Here is a 19,887-nt window from a genome sequence, read left to right on the forward strand (position 1 = left end):
CCGGCGGGTGGGTCGAGTTGCGGCTCAGTGCACCTTGGCGCTGGTGAACTTGATGCTGGTGCCGCTGTTCGCGGTCACGAGCCAGTACGTCGAGTCGGTGATGACGACGCTGCCCAGGCCTTGCGTGATGACCGGCAGTGCGTAGGCCTTCTTCGGCAGCAACCACGTCATGTTCGCGAGGCTCGTCGGGTGGCTGGCGGCGAATGACCAGCTGCTGCCCGTGTCGGTGGCCGACCATGTGACGTTCAGGCGTGCGCGATCGAAGATCGTGATGTCGCTCATCGTGTACCACTTGAACTGGCCGAGCAGCTTCAGCGTATTCGCTTGCGAGAAGATCGCATTCAACGTCGACGTATAGGACGACGCGCCGAGCGGGTGCGCATAGATCAGCCGGCTGGTACGGTTCGCGACGACGAAGTTCATCAGGGATGCATACCAGTTGTTCACGTCGGACGTCGGCACCGCGTATTGCTGGAACTCCTCGAACGTCGCGTACTTGCCGAACGGCATCACCGGGTAAGCCCACAGGCCCGGGTTCAGCAGCGCGCCGTTGCGGTATGCGCGGGTCGGCGCCGAGCCGGTGTGACCGGTGAAGTAATAGCCGTTGAAGCCGTTGCTTTCGAGCCAGTTGACCGACCAGGTCGGCGTGTTGCCTTCCGGTGCCGCGTACTCGACGTCCGGTTGGCCCGTCGCTGCCTGGACGGCCTGATGGTTCATCACCAGGTACTGCGTGAACGTGCTCGCGTTCGTTTCGCTGGCATTGGCTCCCCAGTAGTCGTGAATCCAGCCGCCGTGGCTACCGACGTGATGGCCCTTGCTCAGGAAATACTTCACGAGATTCTGTGCGGTGGCATTGTTCGCGAGATTGACGCCGTCACCGTCGCCGAACGTCGCTTCATCGGGGCCGGCCGTGATCACGAGCGAGAAGGGCCCGTTGTTCCACACGCCGAGGTTCTTCAGCTGGAGCGCCGGCTGGATCTGGTCGCCCGCGCAGAAGTGCCAGTTGAACACCAGCCCGGCCATCGCCTTTGGCAGCGGCGACAGCGACGGCAGGTTCAGCATCTGCGTGCCGAAATAGTGCAGGTAGCCGTGGATCAGCATGCCGTCGGTCTGGCCGTCGAGGTAGGCGAGCGGCAGGTTGACGAACAAGACGCCGCCGTTGCCGTATGTGTTGTAGCCGGACACCAGCCCGAACGTCGGTGAGGTCAGGATCGTCGTGCCGGTGTAGGTCCCCTGCGTGACGAAACTCGGATAGGTCAGGAATCCGTACACATAGCCGGAGATGCCTTCGAGCGTGTCGGTGGTGGTCGCCAGCGTCGACGCGAGCGTATTGGCCGTCTTGCCGGTCGACGTGCTCAAGAGCGAATTTGCGCTATACGTCGTGTTCTTCTTCAGCTTGCCGGTCACGGTGCCGGTCAGTTTCGGGAGCGTCTGGCTCAATACGCCGCTGCCTGTCGGCGACGTCTCGTACTGGAACCATGCCTGGTGATTGTAATTGGAGAGGCCACCGGGGTTGGACGGGCTCGCGGCCAGGAACAGCGCGTTGCCTGACGTCGATGTCGTCGACGTGCCCGACGTGCTGGTCGACGCGAGCGCACTCGCGGTCGTGGTGGTCGACGAAGTCGTGGTCCACGCCATCGACTTGCCGGGAGGCACCTGGAGCGTGCGCAGCCAGCTGCTCATGCCGGTTACGTTTCCGAGACCGATCATGTTGCCGCCGTATTGGTCATACAACACATAGTCCACACCCACCATGCTGCTGAAGCGGGATTTCGGGCTCACGTAGAAGCCGGCTGAATTCAGCACGCCGAAATCGTAGACGAGCATCACCTTGCCGCCGTTCAGCGCATAGTTCTGGATCGCCGTGACGAGCGTGTCGTCGGCCGTCGTATGCACCTGATCGGGCAGGATCAGGCCGGGATACTGCGACAGCGACGCGCCGGCCGCCATGAACTGGCTGTCGGTCATCACCGTGATCTGCAGTCCTTCCTCTTGTGCGGTGTCGAGCCATGCGGACACGCGCGGATCGGGCAACGTCAGCGTATTCGGCACCAGCAGGATGAGCTGGTTGGTGGCCGCCTGAACGCCGCCCGGACTGAATGCGAACGCGAGCGCGAACAACGCGAACAGGATCCGCAAGAACTTGCCTGACTTTGCCAACATGGTGTACTCCTCGCTCAAGGAAAGGGGGGCGTGCGGCAGCCGTGATGCGCGTGCCGCCGGGTCGACCAATCCTGCCCCGCAGGTGTGTGCGGCTGTCCGGTGTGTCGGGCATCGAGCGGCACCTGCCGACGGCAGCCGGACCAACGGGATACGTCGGTACGTCGCGCTGTCGGCGTTGACGAAAGGACTCGATGCGACGCATTGAGTGAAGCGAACAACGTGCCATTTGCGCCGGAGGCCCGGTCCTGCTGGCTTCATGTAACGCGAGTCGCGCGGCGCGGCAGCAAACGCAATGGATTCGTTTCATCGCTGATACGGCACGTTTGCGTGCGAAATCAGCAGACGGAATCGGCGTCGCGCGTCAGCGCGCCGGGCCAGCTCGCGCAGTAGGTGTAGAGCGTGACCAGCAGGCCGATCAACAGCGGTCCGCCGAGCAGGAAATAGCAGAACGGCAGGAACAGCAGCGTGCCGTGATGGATGATCATCGTGTGCAGCAGCATCACGAACGGCAGCGCGAAGACGAAGTAGCCGAGCACCAGTACCGACGCGAACGCCTTCTGCAGCAGCGAGAAATCGAGCGGGTAGTACAACGCCGCCATCACCAGAGGGATCATCGCGATCGCCGCACCGAGCAGCACGAACATGTCGCGCAGATGCAGCAATGGGACATACGGAAACGTGCCGGGCGCGAGCCAGAAATACACGCAAATCAGTAGCTGGGTGAAGCTCGCGATACGTAACAGATATGCAACGGGCAGCCAGCTCCGGTGCCGCATGAAGGACGCGCCGAAGCCGATCGCGCAGAGCGCCGCGGTGAGGGCCAGCAGCACGTCGCCCGGCATGCGCGCGGCGACGTCGATCGACAGCAGCGGCACGCGCGGCGCATCGGGCGGATAGCCGATCACGATCACGTGCAGTGCCGGATCGATCTGGTATGCGCCCCAGACCATCACCGCGCGCCAGTAGCGCCAGGCGATCGGCAAGCCGACCCACAGCGATGCATACAGCGCAGGCGTCAGCAGCGCAATCGACGACAGCCAGCGCTGCGGATGGGCATGAATCCGCAGCGAACGGTCGGCGGGAGGACGGACGGGATGCGTCTGCATGGCGCCCGCCCGGCTACCAGCGATAGAACACGCTCAGCTCGCCGCCGATCCGCGAGTAGTACGGGTTGTGGTAGTAGTCGAACTCGAGCTGCGTTCCCCACTTGCGCGTGAACCAGTAGCGCCATTTCGCGTCGATCTCGTGGCTGCGGAAATCCGCGATCTGCGAGCCGGAGCCGGTGACCTGGTAGGCCTCGCGGCCGAACCCGCCGCGCAGCACGATCACGCTCTTGCCGACTTCGCCGTAGGTGACGGCACCATAGTAGGCGGGCGCCTTCACCGAACCGGGCGAATCGACCGTGTAGTTCGTGCCCGCCTCGAAGATCCATTTCGGCAGTGCATACCAGATCACGCCGGCGTGATAGAGCTGATCGCGGTGGCCGCTGCGGTTCCATGCGTGGCCCGCGCCCAGCGACACGACCAGCGAACGATCCGGCAATAGCTTGCGATTGATCGACAGGTCGACGCGTGCGCTCGGCAGGATCGTCCCTGACGTGGTGCCGGCAAAGCCGATTCCGCCGAACCAGTCGGGGCCGATATCCTGCACGTAGGTCAGCGAGCCGAGCTGCGTGTTCTCGCCAAAGCGGTGCAGTTGCGCGAGTTCGCCGAGCACGGTGCGTCCGCCATCCTGGTAGACGCCGCGTAGATGCACGCCGTACCAGTCGCCGTAGCCGTGTGTCAGATGCGCGCTCGAATAGCCGAGCGACAGTTCGGCGTGCTTTTCTTGCGGTGCCTGGACATGTGTGACGATTGCGTCGGGCAGCGGCGGCCGGTTCGTATCGTCAGGCGTGAACTCGGCGAGCGACACGCCGTCCGGCAGGCCGTCGGCACTGACGCGCATGAACGTGGATTCGTCGCGCGGCCGTGGCGTGATGACGGTCGGGACGTCGGGTGGCTGCACGGGCGGCGCGGCGGCGCTGTCGTCCGGCAGTGCCGCCAGCACCGATGGCGTACCGAAGGCGACGCCGCACAGCACCGCGAGGGTGGCAACCGGCACGCGCGGGCCGCGATGGCAGGGGCGATCGGACATGGGGCGCTCCTTAACGGGATGCGTGGAACCAGCCGCTGCGCCACGCGACGAGGTCGCCATGCACGCATGCATGACCGACGACCGAGACATCGCGCGCACACGCGCTGACAGGATGGCCGGCGACGCCGATGCGCGCACCGGTCAGCCGCAGCAGGCCGCCGGCCGACACGACGCCGTCGATGCAGCTCGCATTGGCGAGCAGCACGTCGTCGCGCGCAAACACGGCGCCGTGCAGCAATGCGTGACGTTCGAGCTCGACGCGATGTGCCTTGACGCTGCCGCGCAGCACGCAGCCTTCGCCGAGCACGAGCGTGCCGTCGACGATGAGGTTGCCTTGCACGACCGTGTTCGCGGGCAGGCGCACGTCGCAATGCACCAGGTAGCGGCCGTGCAGGTAGCGATGCGGCAGCGACGCGAAGTGGCGGGTGAGCGAGATCGCGCGGCGTGGTGCGGCAGGCATGTCGGCTGCGCGTGTGCCCGGCGCAGCGCCGAAGACGATCGGTTCGCCGTACAGGCACGCGAATCCGCCGGCGCCGTGCAGGTGCACCGTGCCGCCGACCACGACGCCGCGCAGCACCGCGCCGTCGACGTCGATCTGCGGCGCGTGCGCCAGCGCGCCGATCGTCGCTCCTGCGTGAATGTCGATGCGTTCGCCGGCGAACGCATACGCCGCGCGGGCGCCGCCGTCGAGCGTGATCGCGCGATCGGCATGGAGCACGTCGTCGCGATGCTCGTCGTGTGCAACGTGAATCATGTCGGCATGCTGTACGGCCAGCCCGAGTGTTTGCCAGGGCGGTGCGGCGGACGGATCGGCCGGCGGTTCGCCGGCCGCGTCCGCCCGCAACGCGTCGTGCCATCGCGTGGCGAGCAATGCCTGATCGACGAACGGACCGTCGCCGATCGGCAGCGCCGCGACGTCGCTGCGCCGGATCAGTTCATGCAGCATCGGCAGGAACGGGAGGCTGAGCACACCGGCCACCGGCACCATTACGTTGAAGGTTGTCATCGATCATCGCTCCGGTTTCAGCTGCCGGCGGAAACGCTCGGTCTTGTCCCATTTCAGTTCGCGGCGGAATGCGGCGTCGAGCGTGAGCCCCCATAGCGCGGAGACGACGGCCGCGATCGTCACGCAGAAGCCGACGACGTTGACCGGCACGAGCCGCAGCCGCGTCGCGCGGCCGTCGAGCCGGGCCGCGACGACGATCTCGAAGAACACACCGAAGTTGCCGAAGGTGCTGAACGAAAACAGCGCGAACAGCGACACGATCAGGCCGAGCGCGGTCGAGTTGACGCCGTTGAACAGGTAGAGCGCGAGCGCCGCGCCCCATGCGACGGCGAGGAGCGCGGGCATCACGAACACGCCGAGCAGCAGCGCGCCGTCGAGACGGCAGCGCCGCGAGATCAGCGGATTGCGCAGCACTGGGAGCAGATAGCGCAGCAGCGTCTGGTTGTGTCCTTTCGCCCAGCGCGTCAATTGTCGGGCACGCACGGCCCAGCGCTCGGGCACTTCCTCATAGCATTCGGCGTGATTCAGGTAGACCGTGCGCCAGTCGCTCAGCAGCAGGCGATAGGTCATGTCGGTGTCCTCGGCGAGGGTGTCGTCGCGCCAGCCGCCCACTGCGTCGAGCGCGCCCTTGCGGATACCGCCGACCGTGCCGCCGTACTGCGGCACCAGGTTGAGGTTGTTGCGGGCTTGCTGGTTGACCTGGTAGCCGCCGGCGCGCTCGAGGTCGAGCAGCCGCGCGAGCAGGTTGCTGTCGGCATTCTGCGGCACGACGCGGCCCATCACCGCGCCGACTTCCGGATCGAAGAACGGTGCGACGAGTTCCTTCAGCAGCCCCGGGCGCGGCAGGTAGTCGGCGTCGAACACCACCATGATGTCGCCGCGAATGAAGCGCAGCGCATCCTTCAGCGCGGCCGCCTTGCCGGGCTTGCCAGTCTCGCGGTGAAACGGCTGGATGAGCTCGGGCGCGAGTGCATGAACCTTGTCGATCAGCGCGCGGGTGTTGTCGGTCGAGCGGTCGTTGACCGGAATGATCGTCAGCCTGTCGCGCGGGTAGGTCGTCGCCAGCAGCGCCATCAGGCAATCGACGACGACGGCTTCTTCGTTATGGGCGGCGACGAACACCGTGAGCCGCGGCCATTCGCCGTGCGTGATCGTCCGGTAGGGCGCGCATTGCGGCTTGAACAGGCGGTCGAGGCTGAACACGTAATGCCGTCCGGCGTAGACGCACGTCAACAGCATGAACAGCCACAGGTACGCGACGCAGGGCATCAGCAGCAGGTCGCGGTCGAACGTGAAACCCGGCGTGCCGGCGGGCGGTGGCTCGAGCGACACGTCCGCATCGTGCGATGCCGGTACGGCGATCGCGAACGGCGCGCTGTCGAGGGCCGTGCGCTCGACGACGACTGCGACGTTTGCGGCAGGCAGGGTGATCCGCGCCGGTTCGGCGATCGCCTGCGATGCGGTGTCGCGCACGGTCAGCGAGAAGGCAAGCAGGATCAGCAGCAGAATGCCTTGCTCGCAGAGCGACGCCATCCGCGCTTTCTTCATGTCCTGGTCCCCGGTGTCCGCGACGACGACCGATGAGAGCTGAAGGCGCCCGTGGATCGCGCGGATGTCAATGGGACGCGGCCGCACGTTCGTCGCGCGAGGGCGGATGTCGTTCGCCCCGGCGGACGCGTCGCGTCGCCTCCCGGCTTCGTTGCTTTTGCGTCCCCGTCTGTCTGCTGCTGCCGTGCGAGTGCTTCGGGACGCACCTGTCCGACATTAAGCAAGGCGTGAGCCATGGGTCGCAATGCCCCGTGCAGCAAGGGGCCGGGCGCGAGGCGCGCGCGTCGTCGCGGCCGCGGCGACGTGTTTTGATTCACTGACGAATCAGCGTAGGCGCATGCCAGTCGGCCCCAGGCAGTCTGCGGCCTGTCCCGCGTACGTCGCACGGCAGGCGGTTGGTGTGACGAGTCGCATTCTCCATGCTCGATGCGGCTTCGCGAGAGGCACTGTCGTGCATCGTTCGCCGCCCGCGGGGTGCCCCGGAGATCGAAACGGCGATCGCCGCAGTCCGCGCAGAATGGACCGGACTCCGATGTATCTGCCTGCGCCGGATCCGCGTTACACATTCGCAACGTTTCCCGCGCGTCCATTCGTGCGACGCAAGCGACACCGCATGTCCGGGAAATCGTGCGCACGCGACCTTGGCTGGCGGCCGTGTGCACGCCGGGCGCTGCACAGACAAAAGTGCCGAATCGAGACGACGTAAAGCGTTTCCAAAGATGCAGACGGTTCGATGCGTGATGGGTGTCCGACATGCATTCGCGATTCATCGGACGACGCCGTCAGACGGATCGCGCGGTCGGCCGGCTGTTTATCGTTGTCGTGCCTATCCGTAGACGAGACGTCCCGTAGCAGTTGTGAAACATTCCGTTACGCACCGCGCGCGCGCGGTGCGCGTCGCGCGAACCGGACCCGGCTGCAGTGCGGCTGGTTTGAATATTGCTGGTGTGGAAGCGACGTGACGGACAGGCGTGACGCTCGACACAGCGAGGAACGGCTCATGACGTGACTGATCAGTGCAACGGGACGCCGGTAGTACGACGATTCGCGCGGCCAGGACCGCACGGACAAGACGGCGCGCTCGCTCCTCGACGCCGCCGCGTGCTGACCGCGTGCGAGTGCGGGAAGCGCCGCCTGAATACATGCTTCGCGCCACGTGCAGGTCATCCGCGCGAAGTGGCTAAACGAGGATAACGATGAAGAAGATCTTGCTTGTGTTCGGGACTCGGCCGGAGGCCATCAAGATGGCACCGCTGGTGCGCGCGCTGAAGGCGCAAGCGGATGTCGACGCCCGGGTGTGCGTGACCGCGCAGCATCGTGAAATGCTCGACCAGGTGCTGACGCTGTTCGACATCAAGCCCGACTACGATCTCAATCTGATGCGGCAAAGCCAGACGCTGACCGACGTGACGACCGGGATTCTTCAATCGATCGGCATGGTCTTCGACGACCTGCGTCCGGACATCGTGCTGGTGCACGGCGATACGACGACCACGCTCGCGGTCAGCCTCGCGGCGTTCTACCGCTATCTGCCGGTCGGGCACGTGGAGGCCGGGCTGCGCAGCGGCGACATCTGGTCGCCGTGGCCGGAGGAACTGAATCGCCGCGTGACCGACGCGGTGTCGTCGTGGCATTTCGCGCCGACCGGGCAGGCGCGCGACAACCTGCTCAGCGAGGGCGTGCCGGGTAGCGGCGTCTCGCTGACCGGCAATACCGTGATCGATGCGTTGCACGAGGTCAAGCGCATGCTGGAGCGCACGTCCGCGCTGTCGGACAAGGTCGCCGCGTATTTCCCGTTTCTCGAGCCGTCGCGGCGCGTCGTGCTGATCACCGGCCATCGCCGCGAGAGTTTCGGCGAACCGTTCAAGCAATTCTGCGAAGCGCTCTGTACGCTCGCGGGCCGCTATCGCGACGCGCAGTTCGTCTATCCGCTGCACCTGAACCCGAACGTGCGTGAACCGGCGCGTGCGCGGCTCGGCGGTGTGCCGAACATCTACCTGATCGAGCCGCAGGAATACCTGTCGTTCGTATTCCTGATGTCACGCGCGCACTTCATCATCACCGATTCGGGCGGCATTCAGGAAGAAGGGCCGGCGCTCGGCAAGCCGGTGCTCGTCACGCGCGAGACGACCGAGCGGCCTGAAGCGATCCAGGCGGGCACCGCACGGCTCGTCGGCACCGACCAGGAACGGATCATCTGGGAGGCATCGCGCTTGTTCGACAGCGAGAGCGCCTACGAGGAAATGTCGCGGGCGAGCAATCCGTATGGCGACGGTCACGCGAGCGAGCGGATCGTTCACGCGCTGATGCGCACGCCGGGCGTGACCACCAAGACGACGAGCTTTTCGCTGGGGGCCGCGGAGATGCCGTTCAACGCCCTCACGCTGGGGTTGCAGGCGTTGCGGTCGCCGTGAGCGGGAGCACGCGATAGCGTCTTCCGTATCGTTCGCCGCAGTCGCACAAGGATCCGGTCCGGCCGCCAGGCCCGCCGGATCCTTGCATTTGTGCGACCCGGAACGAATTTTCCCACCGGGTTCAAAACGCGGCAGTTCCCGGTCAACCCGCTGGTGCTCGTCGGATAGCGGAAGCGATCGACGCGCGCGAAGCGCTGCATCGGGCGCGCCGGCGCAAAACCGTCGCACTTCGGTTAAAGTCGGAACTCGGCCCAATCCCCATACGAATCCGCCCGCCCGGGCAATGTCGACGCCGTTCGGGCCGAACGTCGCGCGCGGGTGACGACGATCGGGCGCGCCCATTCTGGCAGCCTGGACAGGATCGCGTTGCCGGCGTGACGGTTTGCGTGGGGCAAAATCGGGACCCACGGGTGCCCGCCTTCGAGCGGAGTCGTACGTGCGGCAGCCCTCGGCAGTCCGCGGCACCGGTAAACACATCGACCGCCGGTTCTTCCGGCGAAGCAGTCCACCAGGCGGTGCCGGGCCGGCACCGTTCGAATCCCCACACGGCACCCGTGGTGCGTCGCGGGCGCCTCGACCATGAGGTGAACGATGATCACGCTGACCATCAACGGTAGCGAGCAGCACTTCGACGGCAATCCCGACATGCCGTTGCTCTGGTATCTGCGCGACGTCCTCGGCCAAACCGGCACCAAGTTCGGCTGCGGCATGGCGCTGTGCGGCGCATGTACCGTGCACCTCGACGGCGTCGCGATCCGGTCGTGCATCACGCCCGTTGCGGCGGCGTCTGGTAAGCGCGTGACGACGATCGAGGGACTGTCGACCGACCTGACCCATCCGCTGCAGCAGGCGTGGCAGGAACTGAACGTCGCGCAATGCGGCTACTGCCAGTCCGGGCAGATCATGCAGGCCGCGTCGCTGCTGAAGACGAACCCCCGTCCCACTGACGCCGACATCGACGATGCGATGTCCGGCAACATCTGCCGCTGCGGCACGTACACGCGCATTCGCGCGGCGATCCGGCTGGCCGTGCGCCGCGGAGGTGCCGCATGAGCGCGCCCGAACTCTCCGTCCACAACGAAAGCCGTCGTGCGCTGCTGCTCGGCTTCGCGTCCGGCGGGCTGCTGCTCGCATTCGGCGTGCCGTCGCTCGTGCATGCAGCCGCGCCGGTGCAGCCGCCTGTCAGCGCGAATCCGCAGTACGGCGGTGCCGGGATGCCGCACGGGTTGCGTGACGATCCGCACCTGTTCGTTGCGATCGCACCGGACGGCGCCGTGACCGTGACCTGCATCCGCTCCGAGATGGGGCAGGGCGTGCGCACGAGTGTCGCGCTCGTGGTCGCCGACGAACTGGGCGCGGACTGGACACGCGTGAAGGTCGCGCAGGCCGTCGGCGACGAGCCGCGCTACGGCAACCAGAACACCGACGGCTCGCGCAGCCTGCGCCAGAGTTTCGCCGCATTGCGCCGCGCGGGCGCGGCCGCGCGCACGATGCTCGAGCAGGCTGCCGCCGCCGCGTGGGGCGTCGACGTGGGTCAGGTCAAGGCGACGGTGCACGAGGTCGTCGACACGAAGAGCGGGCGCAAACTCGGCTTCGGCGAGCTCGCGGCGAAGGCGGCCGCGTTGCCGGTGCCCGATACGACGACACTCGCATTGAAGGCGCCGGCCGAATTCCGCTATATCGGCAAGGGCAAGACCGCGCTGATCGACGGGCGCGACATCGTCGGCGGCCGCGCGCACTACGGGATCGACACGCGGCTCGACGGCATGCTGTATGCGGTCGTCGCGCGACCGCCGGCCTACGGCGACACGGTCGCGTCATACGATGCATCGGCGGCCGAGAAGCTGCCGGGCGTCGTCAAGGTCGTGCAGCTCGCGTCGGCGCCGTTGCCGTCCGGCTTCCAGCCGCTGGGCGGCGTGGCCGTCGTCGCGCGCGACACGTGGACGGCCACCCAGGCGCGCGCGCAGCTGAAGATCGACTGGAAGCACGGGCCCAACGCGGGCTACGACTCGGCCGTGTACCGCAAGACGCTCGAAGCGGCCGCCGCGCAACCGGGAGACGTGATCCGCAACGACGGCGATGCAGCCGCGGCGCTCGCCGGCGCCGCGAAACGCGTGCGCGCGACCTACTACATTCCGCATCTCGCGCACGCGACGATGGAGCCGCCCGCGGCCGTCGCGCGCGTCGCCGACGGCCGCTGCGAAGTATGGACCTGCACGCAGGCGCCGCAGACCACGCGCGACGAGATCGCGAAGGCGCTCGCGTTGCCGACCGAGCGCGTGACGGTCAACGTGACGTTGCTCGGCGGCGGATTCGGCCGCAAGTCGAAGCCCGATTACGTGGTGGAAGCCGCGCTGCTGTCGAAGGCGGTCGGCGCGCCCGTGAAGCTGACGTTCACGCGCGAGGACGACATCGCGCACGACTATTTCCACGCGGTGTCGCTCGAAGCGTTCGACGGCGGGATCGATGCAGCGGGGACGGTCGTCGCGTGGCAGCATCGCACGGTCGCGCCGTCGATCCAGTCGACCTTCAGGCCGGGCATCGTGCACGAGCAGCCGGGCGAACTCGCGCAAGGGATCGCGGACCTGCCGTTCTCGATTCCGAACGTGCGGATCGAGAATCCGGCTGCCGAAGGGCACACGCGGATCGGCTGGTTCCGCTCGGTCTACAACATTCCGCATGCGTTCGGCATCCAGAGCTTCGTGTCGGAGCTCGCGCACGCGGCCGGCCGCGACCCGAAGGATTTCCTGCTCGAACTGATCGGGCCCGCGCGGCGTTTCGAGCCGCACATCACGGTGAAGAACGTGAATTACGGCGAGGATCCCGCGTTGTATCCGGTCGATACGGGGCGGCTGCGGCGCGTGGTCGAGACGGTCGCGCGTGAAGCCCGCTGGGGGCGCAAGCTGCCGAAGGGGCACGGGCTCGGGATCGCCGCGCATCGCAGCTTCGTGTCGTACACGGCGGCCGTATGCGAGGTGCAGGTCGGCGCGGATGGCAAGATCGCGGTGCCGCGCGTCGACATTGCGATCGACTGCGGGCCGCAGGTCAATCCGGAGCGTGTACGCTCTCAGCTCGAGGGCGCGGTGGTGATGGGGCTCGGTATCGCGCTGCACGGCGAGATCACGTTCAAGGACGGTCATCCGGAACAGAGCAATTTCAACGGTTTCCAGGTGCTGAGAATGAACGAGGCCCCGCGCGAAATCCGCGTGCATCTCGTCGCGCCCGACGACTTCACGGTGCCGCTCGGCGGCGTCGGCGAGCCGGGCCTGCCGCCCGTCGCGCCGGCGCTGACCAACGCGATCTTCGCGGCGACCGGCACGCGCATCCGCAGCCTGCCGGTCGCCGATCAGCTGGCGAAGCCGCAGGCGGGTTGACGCACAATCCTCCCGCGCGGGTCCGCATTGTGCGGCCCGGTCCGCATCAACCCCTGAACAAGGAGTGTGACGTGGCCTCATCCGATGTCAGTGTGAAGCAGGCGGTTTCTCCCGCCGAGTGGGAGGCGCGAGTCAACCTCGCGGCGGCCTATCGTCTTACGGCGCTGTTCGGCTGGGACGATCTCGTGTTCACCCATATCTCGGCGCGCGTGCCGGGCCCGGAACACCATTTCCTGATCAACCCGTACGGGATGATGTTCGACGAGATCACGGCGTCGTCGCTGGTCAAGATCGATCTCGACGGACGCAAGGTGTCCGAATCGCCATACGAGATCAACCCGGCCGGCTTCACGATTCACAGCGCGGTGCATGCGGCCCGCGACGACGCGCTGTGCGTGATGCACACGCATTCGATCAACGGCGTCGCCGTGTCGGCGCAGGAAGCGGGCTTGCTGCCGCTGTCGCAGCAGTCGCTCGGCGTGCTGGCGTCGCTCGGGTATCACGACTACGAGGGTATCGCGCTCAACGAGGGCGAGAAGGCGCGCCTCGTGCACGACCTCGGCAGCAACACGAACCTGATGCTGCGCAATCACGGGCTGTTGACGGTCGGCGCGACGCCGGCCGACGCGTTCGTCGCGATGTACTTCTTCGAGGCGGCCTGCATGATCCAGGTCCGCGCGCAGGCCGGCGGCTCGGCGCTGCTGCCGATCGCGCAACCGATTCTCGACGGCATCAAGCAGCAGATCGCCGCGGTCACGCGCGGGATGGGCGCCGGCGCGCTCGTCTGGCCCGGCTTACTGCGCCGGCTCGATCGACGCAATCCCGGGTACGCGGACTAGCTCGGCCGTCGTTGTCGTTTACGAACGACCGTGCTAAATTCCTGCCAGCACTTGCAGTCACGGAACCCTTCATTCGGCTGACAAAGCCGGCCCCCCGGGAGGCAGCACGATGAGCCTGTTGATGTCGCGACGCGATCTCGCGTTCCTGCTGTATGACTGGCTCGACGCGGAAGCGCTCGTCGCGTTGCCGCGCTACGCGGAGCACAGTCGCGAGACCTTCGACGCGGTGCTCGACACCAGCGAGCGGATTGCCGGCGATCTGTTCGCGCCGCATGCGGCGCGCGGCGATCGCGAAGAACCGCATTTCGACGGCGAGCGCGTGACGCTGATCCCCGAAGTCGAACCGGCCGTGCGCGCGTTCGCGGACGCCGGGCTGATCGCTGCAGGCCATGACGACGCGCTCGGCGGCATGCGGTTGCCGAAGCTGGTCGAAGCCGCGTCGTTCCTGTTCTTCCAGGCCGCGAACATCGCGACGGCCGCCTATCCGTTCCTGACCGTCGCCAACGCGAACCTGCTCGTCGCGCACGGCAGCCCCGCGCAGATCGACGCGTTCGCACGCCCGGAACTGGTAGGGCGCTTCCTCGGCACGATGTGCCTGTCCGAACCGCAAGCCGGCTCGTCGCTGTCCGACATCGCGACGCGCGCGGATTTCGACGGCGACTCGCCGCTCGGCCCGCGCTACCGGCTGACCGGCAACAAGATGTGGATTTCCGGTGGCGAGCACGAGCTGGCGGAGAACATCGTCCACCTCGTGCTCGCGAAGATTCCCGACGAACACGGCCGGCTGCAACCCGGCACGCGCGGCATCTCGCTGTTCGTCGTGCCGAAGTTCCTGACGGGGGCCGACGGCAGCGTGCAGGGCGAACACAACGATGTCGTGCTCGCCGGGCTGAACCACAAGATGGGCTATCGCGGCACGACCAACTGCCTGCTGAATTTCGGCGAAGGCACGCGCTATCGCCCGGAAGGGCGCGCAGGCGCGATCGGCTATCTGGTCGGCAAGCCGAATCAGGGTCTCGCCTACATGTTCCACATGATGAACGAGGCGCGCATCGGCGTCGGCGCGGGCGCGGTGGCGCTCGGCTACACCGGCTATCTGCACGCGCTCGACTATGCGCGCAACCGGCCGCAGGGGCGTCCGCTCGGGCCTGCCGGCAAGGATGCGGCCGCGCCGCAGGCGCCGATCGTCGAACATCCGGACGTGCGGCGCATGCTGCTCGCGCAGAAGGCCTATGTCGAAGGCGGTCTCGCGTTGATCCTGTACTGCGCGAAGCTGGTCGACGAAGCACGCGCGCATGACGACGAGGCAGTACGCGTGCATGCCGAGCGCCTGCTCGACATCCTCACGCCGATCGCGAAGAGCTGGCCGTCGCAGTGGTGTCTCGCCGCGAACGACCTCGCGATCCAGGTGCACGGCGGCTACGGCTACACGCGCGACTACGCGGTCGAGCGGCTCTACCGCGACAATCGCTTGAATCCGATTCACGAAGGCACGCACGGGATCCAGGCGCTCGACCTGCTGGGCCGCAAGGTCGCGCAGGACGACGGCGCACTGCTGCGTGCGCTCGACGCACGGATCGGCGCGACGGTCGAACGTGCGCGATCGCTGGATGCCGGTACGCGCGAGCAGGCCGATGCATTGGCGCAGCGCTGGGCGCGACTGTGCGACGTCACGCGGCAGTTGGGCGCGATCGGCGACCAGCAGAAGCGGCTGGCGAACGCGAGCGTCTATCTCGAAGCGTTCGGCCATCTCGTCGTCGCATGGCTGTGGCTCGACGTGACGCTCGCCGCGCACGGGCATGACGGCGATTTCCACGACGGCAAGCGTGCGGCAGCCCGGTACTTCTTCCGCTGGGAATTACCGAAGGTGGATGCGCAGCTCGACCTGCTGTCGAGCGTCGACACGACGACGCTCGACATGCACGACGCGTGGTTCTGAACGTTGCGTCACCGACATTCCGGAATGCAGATGATATCGCGGGTGCCGGCTCCGCCGGCCGTCGCGTACTCGTCGTGAACCGGCCGGGCGGGGTCATCCCGCCGACCGCACCGATGCGCGGCCGCGCCGCGCAAGGAGAAAGAAGCGCATGAAAGCCCTGTTGTGTACCGCATTCGGCCCGATCGACAGTTTGCGCATCGAGGACGTGGCGATTCCCGAACCGGCCGCCGGCCAGGTGCGGATCCTTGTGAAAGCCGCGTCGCTCAATTTCCCAGATGCGCTGATCGTCCAGGGGTTGTATCAGGTGAAGCCGGCGCTGCCGTTCTCGCCGGGCGCCGAATTCGCCGGCGTGATCGACGCGGTCGGCGCCGGCGTGACCGCGTGGCGGCCGGGCGATTCCGTGGTCGCGTTCACCGGGCACGGCGGGTTCGCGCAACAGTGCGTGGCCGACGTGCACCAGGTCGCCGCGCTGCCGCCGGGGATGTCGTTCGAGCAGGGCGCGGCGCTCGTGCTCGCCTACGGCACGTCGCTGCACGCGTTGCAGCAGCGTGCGCGGCTGCAGGCGGGCGAGACGCTGCTCGTGCTGGGCGCGGCGGGCGGAGTCGGGATCGCCGCGATCGAGATCGCGAAGGCGCTCGGCGCGCGCGTGATCGCGGCCGCGTCGAGCGCGGACAAGCTCGCACTGTGCCGCGAGGCGGGCGCCGACGAGACGATCGACTATGCGACCGACGACCTGCGCCGCCGCGTCGACGAGCTGACCGGCGGGCGCGGTGCCGATGTCGTCTACGATCCGGTGGGCGGCGCGTACAGCGAAGCGGCGCTGCGCGCGACGGCGTGGCGTGGCCGGTTCCTCGTCGTCGGTTTCGCGGCCGGCGAGATTCCGAAGATCGCGCTGAACCTCGCGCTGCTCAAGGAGCGCGACATTCTCGGCGTGTTCTGGGGCGACGCGGTGCGCCGCGACCCGGCGCAGCATGCCGCGAACATGCGGCTGCTCGCCGAATGGTTCGCGGCCGGCAAGGTGCGGCCGGCGATTACCGAGCGCGTGTCGCTGGCCGGCGCGGCCGACGCGATCGCTCGGATGGCGAACCGGCAGGTGAAGGGCAAGGTGGTCATTTTTCCGGACGCATGATCCGGTTTGCCGCGCGACGAGATGAAGGCTGCGCGCGCCTCGTCAGCGCGTCAATCCTTCGGCAGACGCAGCGTGTCGAGCGCATCCTGCGAAAACTCCACCCAGAACCGCTCGTTCGCGATGCCGGCCTGCAGCACCAGGTGCTGCAGGCGTTTCGCGCGCGAGTCGGCACCTTCCGCAAAATCGCGCGCCTCGATCTTCAGATACAGGTCGAGCTTTTCCTGGTGAAGCGCGATGCGCCGCCTGATTTCGTCTTCGAGGCCGGACGGGCCGAGCACCGCCTCGGCGCGCAGGCGCACCATCAACGCTTCGCGCAGCGGCGTCGGATCTTCCTGTTCGGCGATCCAGCGGCGCAGTTCCTTCTTGCCGGCCGGCAGGATCCGGTACGCGCGCTTGCGGCCACGCCCCGATTCGGCGGGCAGCGATTCGATCCAGCCGGTTTCCTCGAGGCGCCCCAGTTCGCGATAGATCTGCTGATGCGTCGCTTGCCAGAAATAGCCGATCGAGCGATCGAAGCGGTCGGCGAGTTCGGACCCCGAACCGGGGCGTTCGGCAAGCGCGGTGAGGAGTGCGTGAGGCAGGGACATGTCGGATCGGAGGAGGGCACGAATGAATCGCATCTTGCCATATCGGGGCCACAGTACAAGCCGATGGCTCCGTTTATGCAACATGTTGCATAAACGGGACCGGTGAACTACCATCTGTGCAACTTGTTGCATAAAAATGGAGACACCGATGACATCCCGCTATCCGCATTTGACGACGCCGCTCGACCTGGGCTTCACGTCGCTCAGGAACCGCGTGTTGATGGGGTCGATGCACGTCGGCCTCGAGGAAGCGCCGAACGGTTTCGGGCGGATGGCGGCGTTCTACGCGGAGCGCGCGCGAGGCGAGGCCGGCCTGATCGTCACGGGCGGATTCGCGCCGAACGAGCGCGGCCGTCCGGCGCCCGGCGGCGCGCTGCTGACGACCGAGGCGGAAGCCGAACGCCATCGCGCCGTGACGCGCGCTGTGCAGGCGGAAGGCGGCAAGATCGCGCTGCAGATCCTGCATTTCGGACGCTACGCGTATCACCCGGCGCTGGCGGCGCCCAGCGCACTGAAGGCGCCGATCAACCCGTTCACGCCGCATGCGTTGAGCAGCGACGAAGTCGACGAGACGATTGCCGATTTCGTGCGCTGCGCGGCGCTCGCGCAGCATGCGGGCTACGACGGCGTCGAGATCATGGGGTCAGAAGGATACCTGATCAACGAATTCATCGCCGCGCGCACGAACCATCGCGACGACGCGTGGGGCGGCGCGTACGAGAACCGCATCCGCTTCGCGGTCGAGATCGTGCGGCGCGTGCGCGAGCGCGTCGGCACGCGCTTCATCGTCATCTACCGGCTGTCGATGCTCGATCTCGTCGAAGGCGGCTCGACGCTGGACGAAGTGATCCGCCTCGCGCAGGCGATCGAGGCGGCCGGCGCGACGATCATCAATACCGGCATCGGCTGGCACGAGGCACGCATTCCGACCATCGCGACCAAGGTGCCGCGCGCCGCGTACGCGTGGGTGACGCGGCAGCTGATGGGCAAGGTCGGGGTCCCGCTCGTCGCGACCAACCGGATCAACACGCCGGAAGTGGCCGAGCAGCTGCTCGCCGACGGCTATTGCGACATGGTGTCGATGGCACGGCCGTTCCTCGCCGATGCCGAGTTCGTGCGCAAGGCGCGGGAAGGGCGCGCGGACGAAATCAACACGTGCATCGGCTGCAACCAGGCGTGCCTCGATCATACGTTCAGCGGCAGGATCACGTCCTGTCTCGTGAATCCGCGCGCCTGCCATGAGACCGAGCTCGTGATCCGCCCCGCGCAGCAGCGCAAGCGCATCGCGGTGGTTGGCGCGGGGCCCGCGGGCCTCGGCTTCGCGGTCACGGCGGCCGAACGCGGCCATGCTGTGACGCTGTACGAAGCCGCTGCCGAGATCGGCGGCCAGTTCAATCTCGCGAAGAAGGTGCCCGGCAAGGAAGAGTTCAACGAAACGCTGCGCTATTTCCGCCGGCAGATCGAGCTGCGCGGCGTGACGCTGCACGTCAATACGCGTGCGACCGCCGAGATGCTGCTGCAGGGCGAATTCGACGAAGTGGTGATCGCGACGGGCATCGTGCCGCGCACGCCGCCGATCGACGGCATCGGGCATCCGAAGGCGCTCGGCTATCTCGACGTGCTGCGCGACGGCAAGGCCGTGGGCCGTAGCGTGGCGATCGTCGGTGCCGGCGGCATCGGTTTCGACGTCGCGGAATATCTCGTGCATCGCGGCGACGGCGAGCACGTCGCCGCGGACCGGTTCTTCGCCGAGTGGGGTGTCGACCGGACGTATGCGAATGCCGGCGGTGTCGGCCGTGCCCGGCCCGAACCGGCGGCGCGCCACGTCCATCTGCTGCAGCGCAAGGCGTCGAAGGTCGGCGACGGGCTCGGCAAGACCACCGGCTGGATTCACCGCACGGGGCTGAAGGCGCGCGGCGTCGGGATGTCGTCGGCGGTGACGTACCGGCGCATCGATGACGAAGGATTCCACGTGACGATCGACGGCGTCGAACAGACGCTGCCGGTGGACAACGTGATCATCTGCGCGGGGCAGGAGCCGTTGCGCGAGCTGGCCGTGCAACTGGAGGCGGCCGGATGCAAGGTTCACGTGATAGGCGGCGCATACGAAGCCGCCGAGCTCGACGCGAAGCGCGCGATTCACCAGGGCACGACGCTGGCCGCGACGCTTTGAGGCCGCTTCGTTTTCTTTCCGTTCGATGTTTCAGGAGTCTACGATGATGCATGCACCGACACAGGTTCATCCCGCTGTCGCGAAGTCGCTCGATGCGTGGCACGTGATGGTTGCAAACAAGGACTTTGGCGCGCTGGAGTCGATCGTCCACCCGGACGCCGTGTTTCGTTCGCCGATGGCGTTCAAGCCGTACGGGCCCGCGCCCGCGTTGTCGCTGGCGCTGCGCACGGTGATCGCGATCCTCCAGGATTTCGCGTATCACCGCGAGTTCGTCACCGACGACGGCAAGAGCGTCGTGCTCGAGTTCAGCGCAGCCGTCGACGACAAGGCGTTGAAAGGGATCGACATGATCCGCTTCGACGACGACGGGCTGATCGTCGAGTTCGAGGTCATGATCCGGCCGTTCAACGCGCTGCAGGCGCTCGGCGCGGAAATGGGCGCGCGGCTCGGGCAGCAATTGCCGACGTTCAAGATCGGCGGCTGAGCGGGGCGGCGGCTACCGGGTAGCCGTTCCGCCGCCGCGTGTCGTCACGCCCGCGTCAGCCGCTCGACGAACCAGTCGCACACGAACGCGGTGTGCTC

Annotated in this window: 14 protein-coding genes; 8 read left to right on the forward strand and 6 right to left on the reverse strand. The window is 67.0% G+C overall.

Annotated features, from left to right (window positions below):
* Positions 1-24: 24 nt before the first annotated feature.
* From AC5LXX_RS06630 to AC5LXX_RS06650, 5 genes are all read right to left on the reverse strand, one after another.
* A complete protein-coding gene (locus AC5LXX_RS06630) occupies positions 25-2,163 on the reverse strand; it encodes a polysaccharide deacetylase family protein (protein WP_493410876.1) in 2,139 nt (712 codons plus the stop codon).
* Between the two features lie 335 nt (positions 2,164-2,498).
* Complete coding sequence (locus tag AC5LXX_RS06635) at positions 2,499-3,269, reverse strand: hypothetical protein (protein WP_493410877.1); 771 nt, start codon at positions 3,267-3,269, stop codon at positions 2,499-2,501.
* 13 nt (positions 3,270-3,282) lie between these two features.
* The gene (locus AC5LXX_RS06640; RefSeq protein WP_493410878.1) at positions 3,283-4,296 is read right to left on the reverse strand and encodes a YaiO family outer membrane beta-barrel protein; all 1,014 of its coding nucleotides are present in this window, start codon (positions 4,294-4,296) and stop codon (positions 3,283-3,285) included.
* A gap of 10 nt (positions 4,297-4,306) precedes the next feature.
* Positions 4,307-5,302, reverse strand: coding sequence for a bactofilin family protein (locus tag AC5LXX_RS06645; protein ID WP_493410879.1), 996 nt, complete (start codon positions 5,300-5,302; stop codon positions 4,307-4,309).
* 3 nt (positions 5,303-5,305) lie between these two features.
* Complete coding sequence (locus AC5LXX_RS06650) at positions 5,306-6,850, reverse strand: glycosyltransferase family 2 protein (protein ID WP_493410880.1); 1,545 nt, start codon at positions 6,848-6,850, stop codon at positions 5,306-5,308.
* Between the two features lie 1,196 nt (positions 6,851-8,046).
* Here AC5LXX_RS06650 and wecB point away from each other — a divergent pair.
* From wecB to AC5LXX_RS06680, 6 genes are all read left to right on the forward strand, one after another.
* Positions 8,047-9,264 carry a non-hydrolyzing UDP-N-acetylglucosamine 2-epimerase gene (wecB, locus tag AC5LXX_RS06655; protein ID WP_493410881.1) on the forward strand — a complete coding sequence of 406 codons (1,218 nt, stop codon included), beginning with the start codon at positions 8,047-8,049 and terminating at the stop codon, positions 9,262-9,264.
* 591 nt (positions 9,265-9,855) lie between these two features.
* On the forward strand, positions 9,856-10,317 hold the full coding sequence (locus AC5LXX_RS06660; RefSeq protein ID WP_124453878.1) for a (2Fe-2S)-binding protein: 462 nt from the start codon (positions 9,856-9,858) through the stop codon (positions 10,315-10,317).
* Positions 10,314-12,638, forward strand: a complete 2,325-nt coding sequence (locus tag AC5LXX_RS06665) for a xanthine dehydrogenase family protein molybdopterin-binding subunit (protein WP_493410882.1) — start codon at positions 10,314-10,316, stop codon at positions 12,636-12,638. The genes AC5LXX_RS06660 and AC5LXX_RS06665 overlap by 4 nt, the downstream gene beginning before the upstream one ends.
* Before the next feature lie 71 nt (positions 12,639-12,709).
* On the forward strand, positions 12,710-13,477 hold the full coding sequence (locus tag AC5LXX_RS06670; protein ID WP_124453874.1) for a class II aldolase/adducin family protein: 768 nt from the start codon (positions 12,710-12,712) through the stop codon (positions 13,475-13,477).
* Between the two features lie 109 nt (positions 13,478-13,586).
* Positions 13,587-15,416 (forward strand): acyl-CoA dehydrogenase, encoded by a 1,830-nt coding sequence (locus tag AC5LXX_RS06675; protein ID WP_493410883.1) that lies wholly within the window; start codon positions 13,587-13,589, stop codon positions 15,414-15,416.
* A gap of 148 nt (positions 15,417-15,564) precedes the next feature.
* The gene (locus tag AC5LXX_RS06680; RefSeq protein WP_493410884.1) at positions 15,565-16,545 is read left to right on the forward strand and encodes an NADPH:quinone oxidoreductase family protein; all 981 of its coding nucleotides are present in this window, start codon (positions 15,565-15,567) and stop codon (positions 16,543-16,545) included.
* 50 nt (positions 16,546-16,595) lie between these two features.
* Here AC5LXX_RS06680 and AC5LXX_RS06685 read toward each other — a convergent pair whose 3' ends face one another.
* Positions 16,596-17,132 carry a PadR family transcriptional regulator gene (locus tag AC5LXX_RS06685; RefSeq protein ID WP_124453868.1) on the reverse strand — a complete coding sequence of 179 codons (537 nt, stop codon included), beginning with the start codon at positions 17,130-17,132 and terminating at the stop codon, positions 16,596-16,598.
* A 148-nt stretch (positions 17,133-17,280) separates the two neighbouring features.
* On the opposite strand from AC5LXX_RS06685, the gene AC5LXX_RS06690 reads away from it, so the two are divergent.
* Positions 17,281-19,305, forward strand: coding sequence for an oxidoreductase (locus tag AC5LXX_RS06690; protein ID WP_493410885.1), 2,025 nt, complete (start codon positions 17,281-17,283; stop codon positions 19,303-19,305).
* A 43-nt stretch (positions 19,306-19,348) separates the two neighbouring features.
* Complete coding sequence (locus AC5LXX_RS06695) at positions 19,349-19,789, forward strand: nuclear transport factor 2 family protein (RefSeq protein WP_493410886.1); 441 nt, start codon at positions 19,349-19,351, stop codon at positions 19,787-19,789.
* Positions 19,790-19,887 lie beyond the last annotated feature (98 nt).

This window comes from Burkholderia torrens (assembly GCF_984668525.1).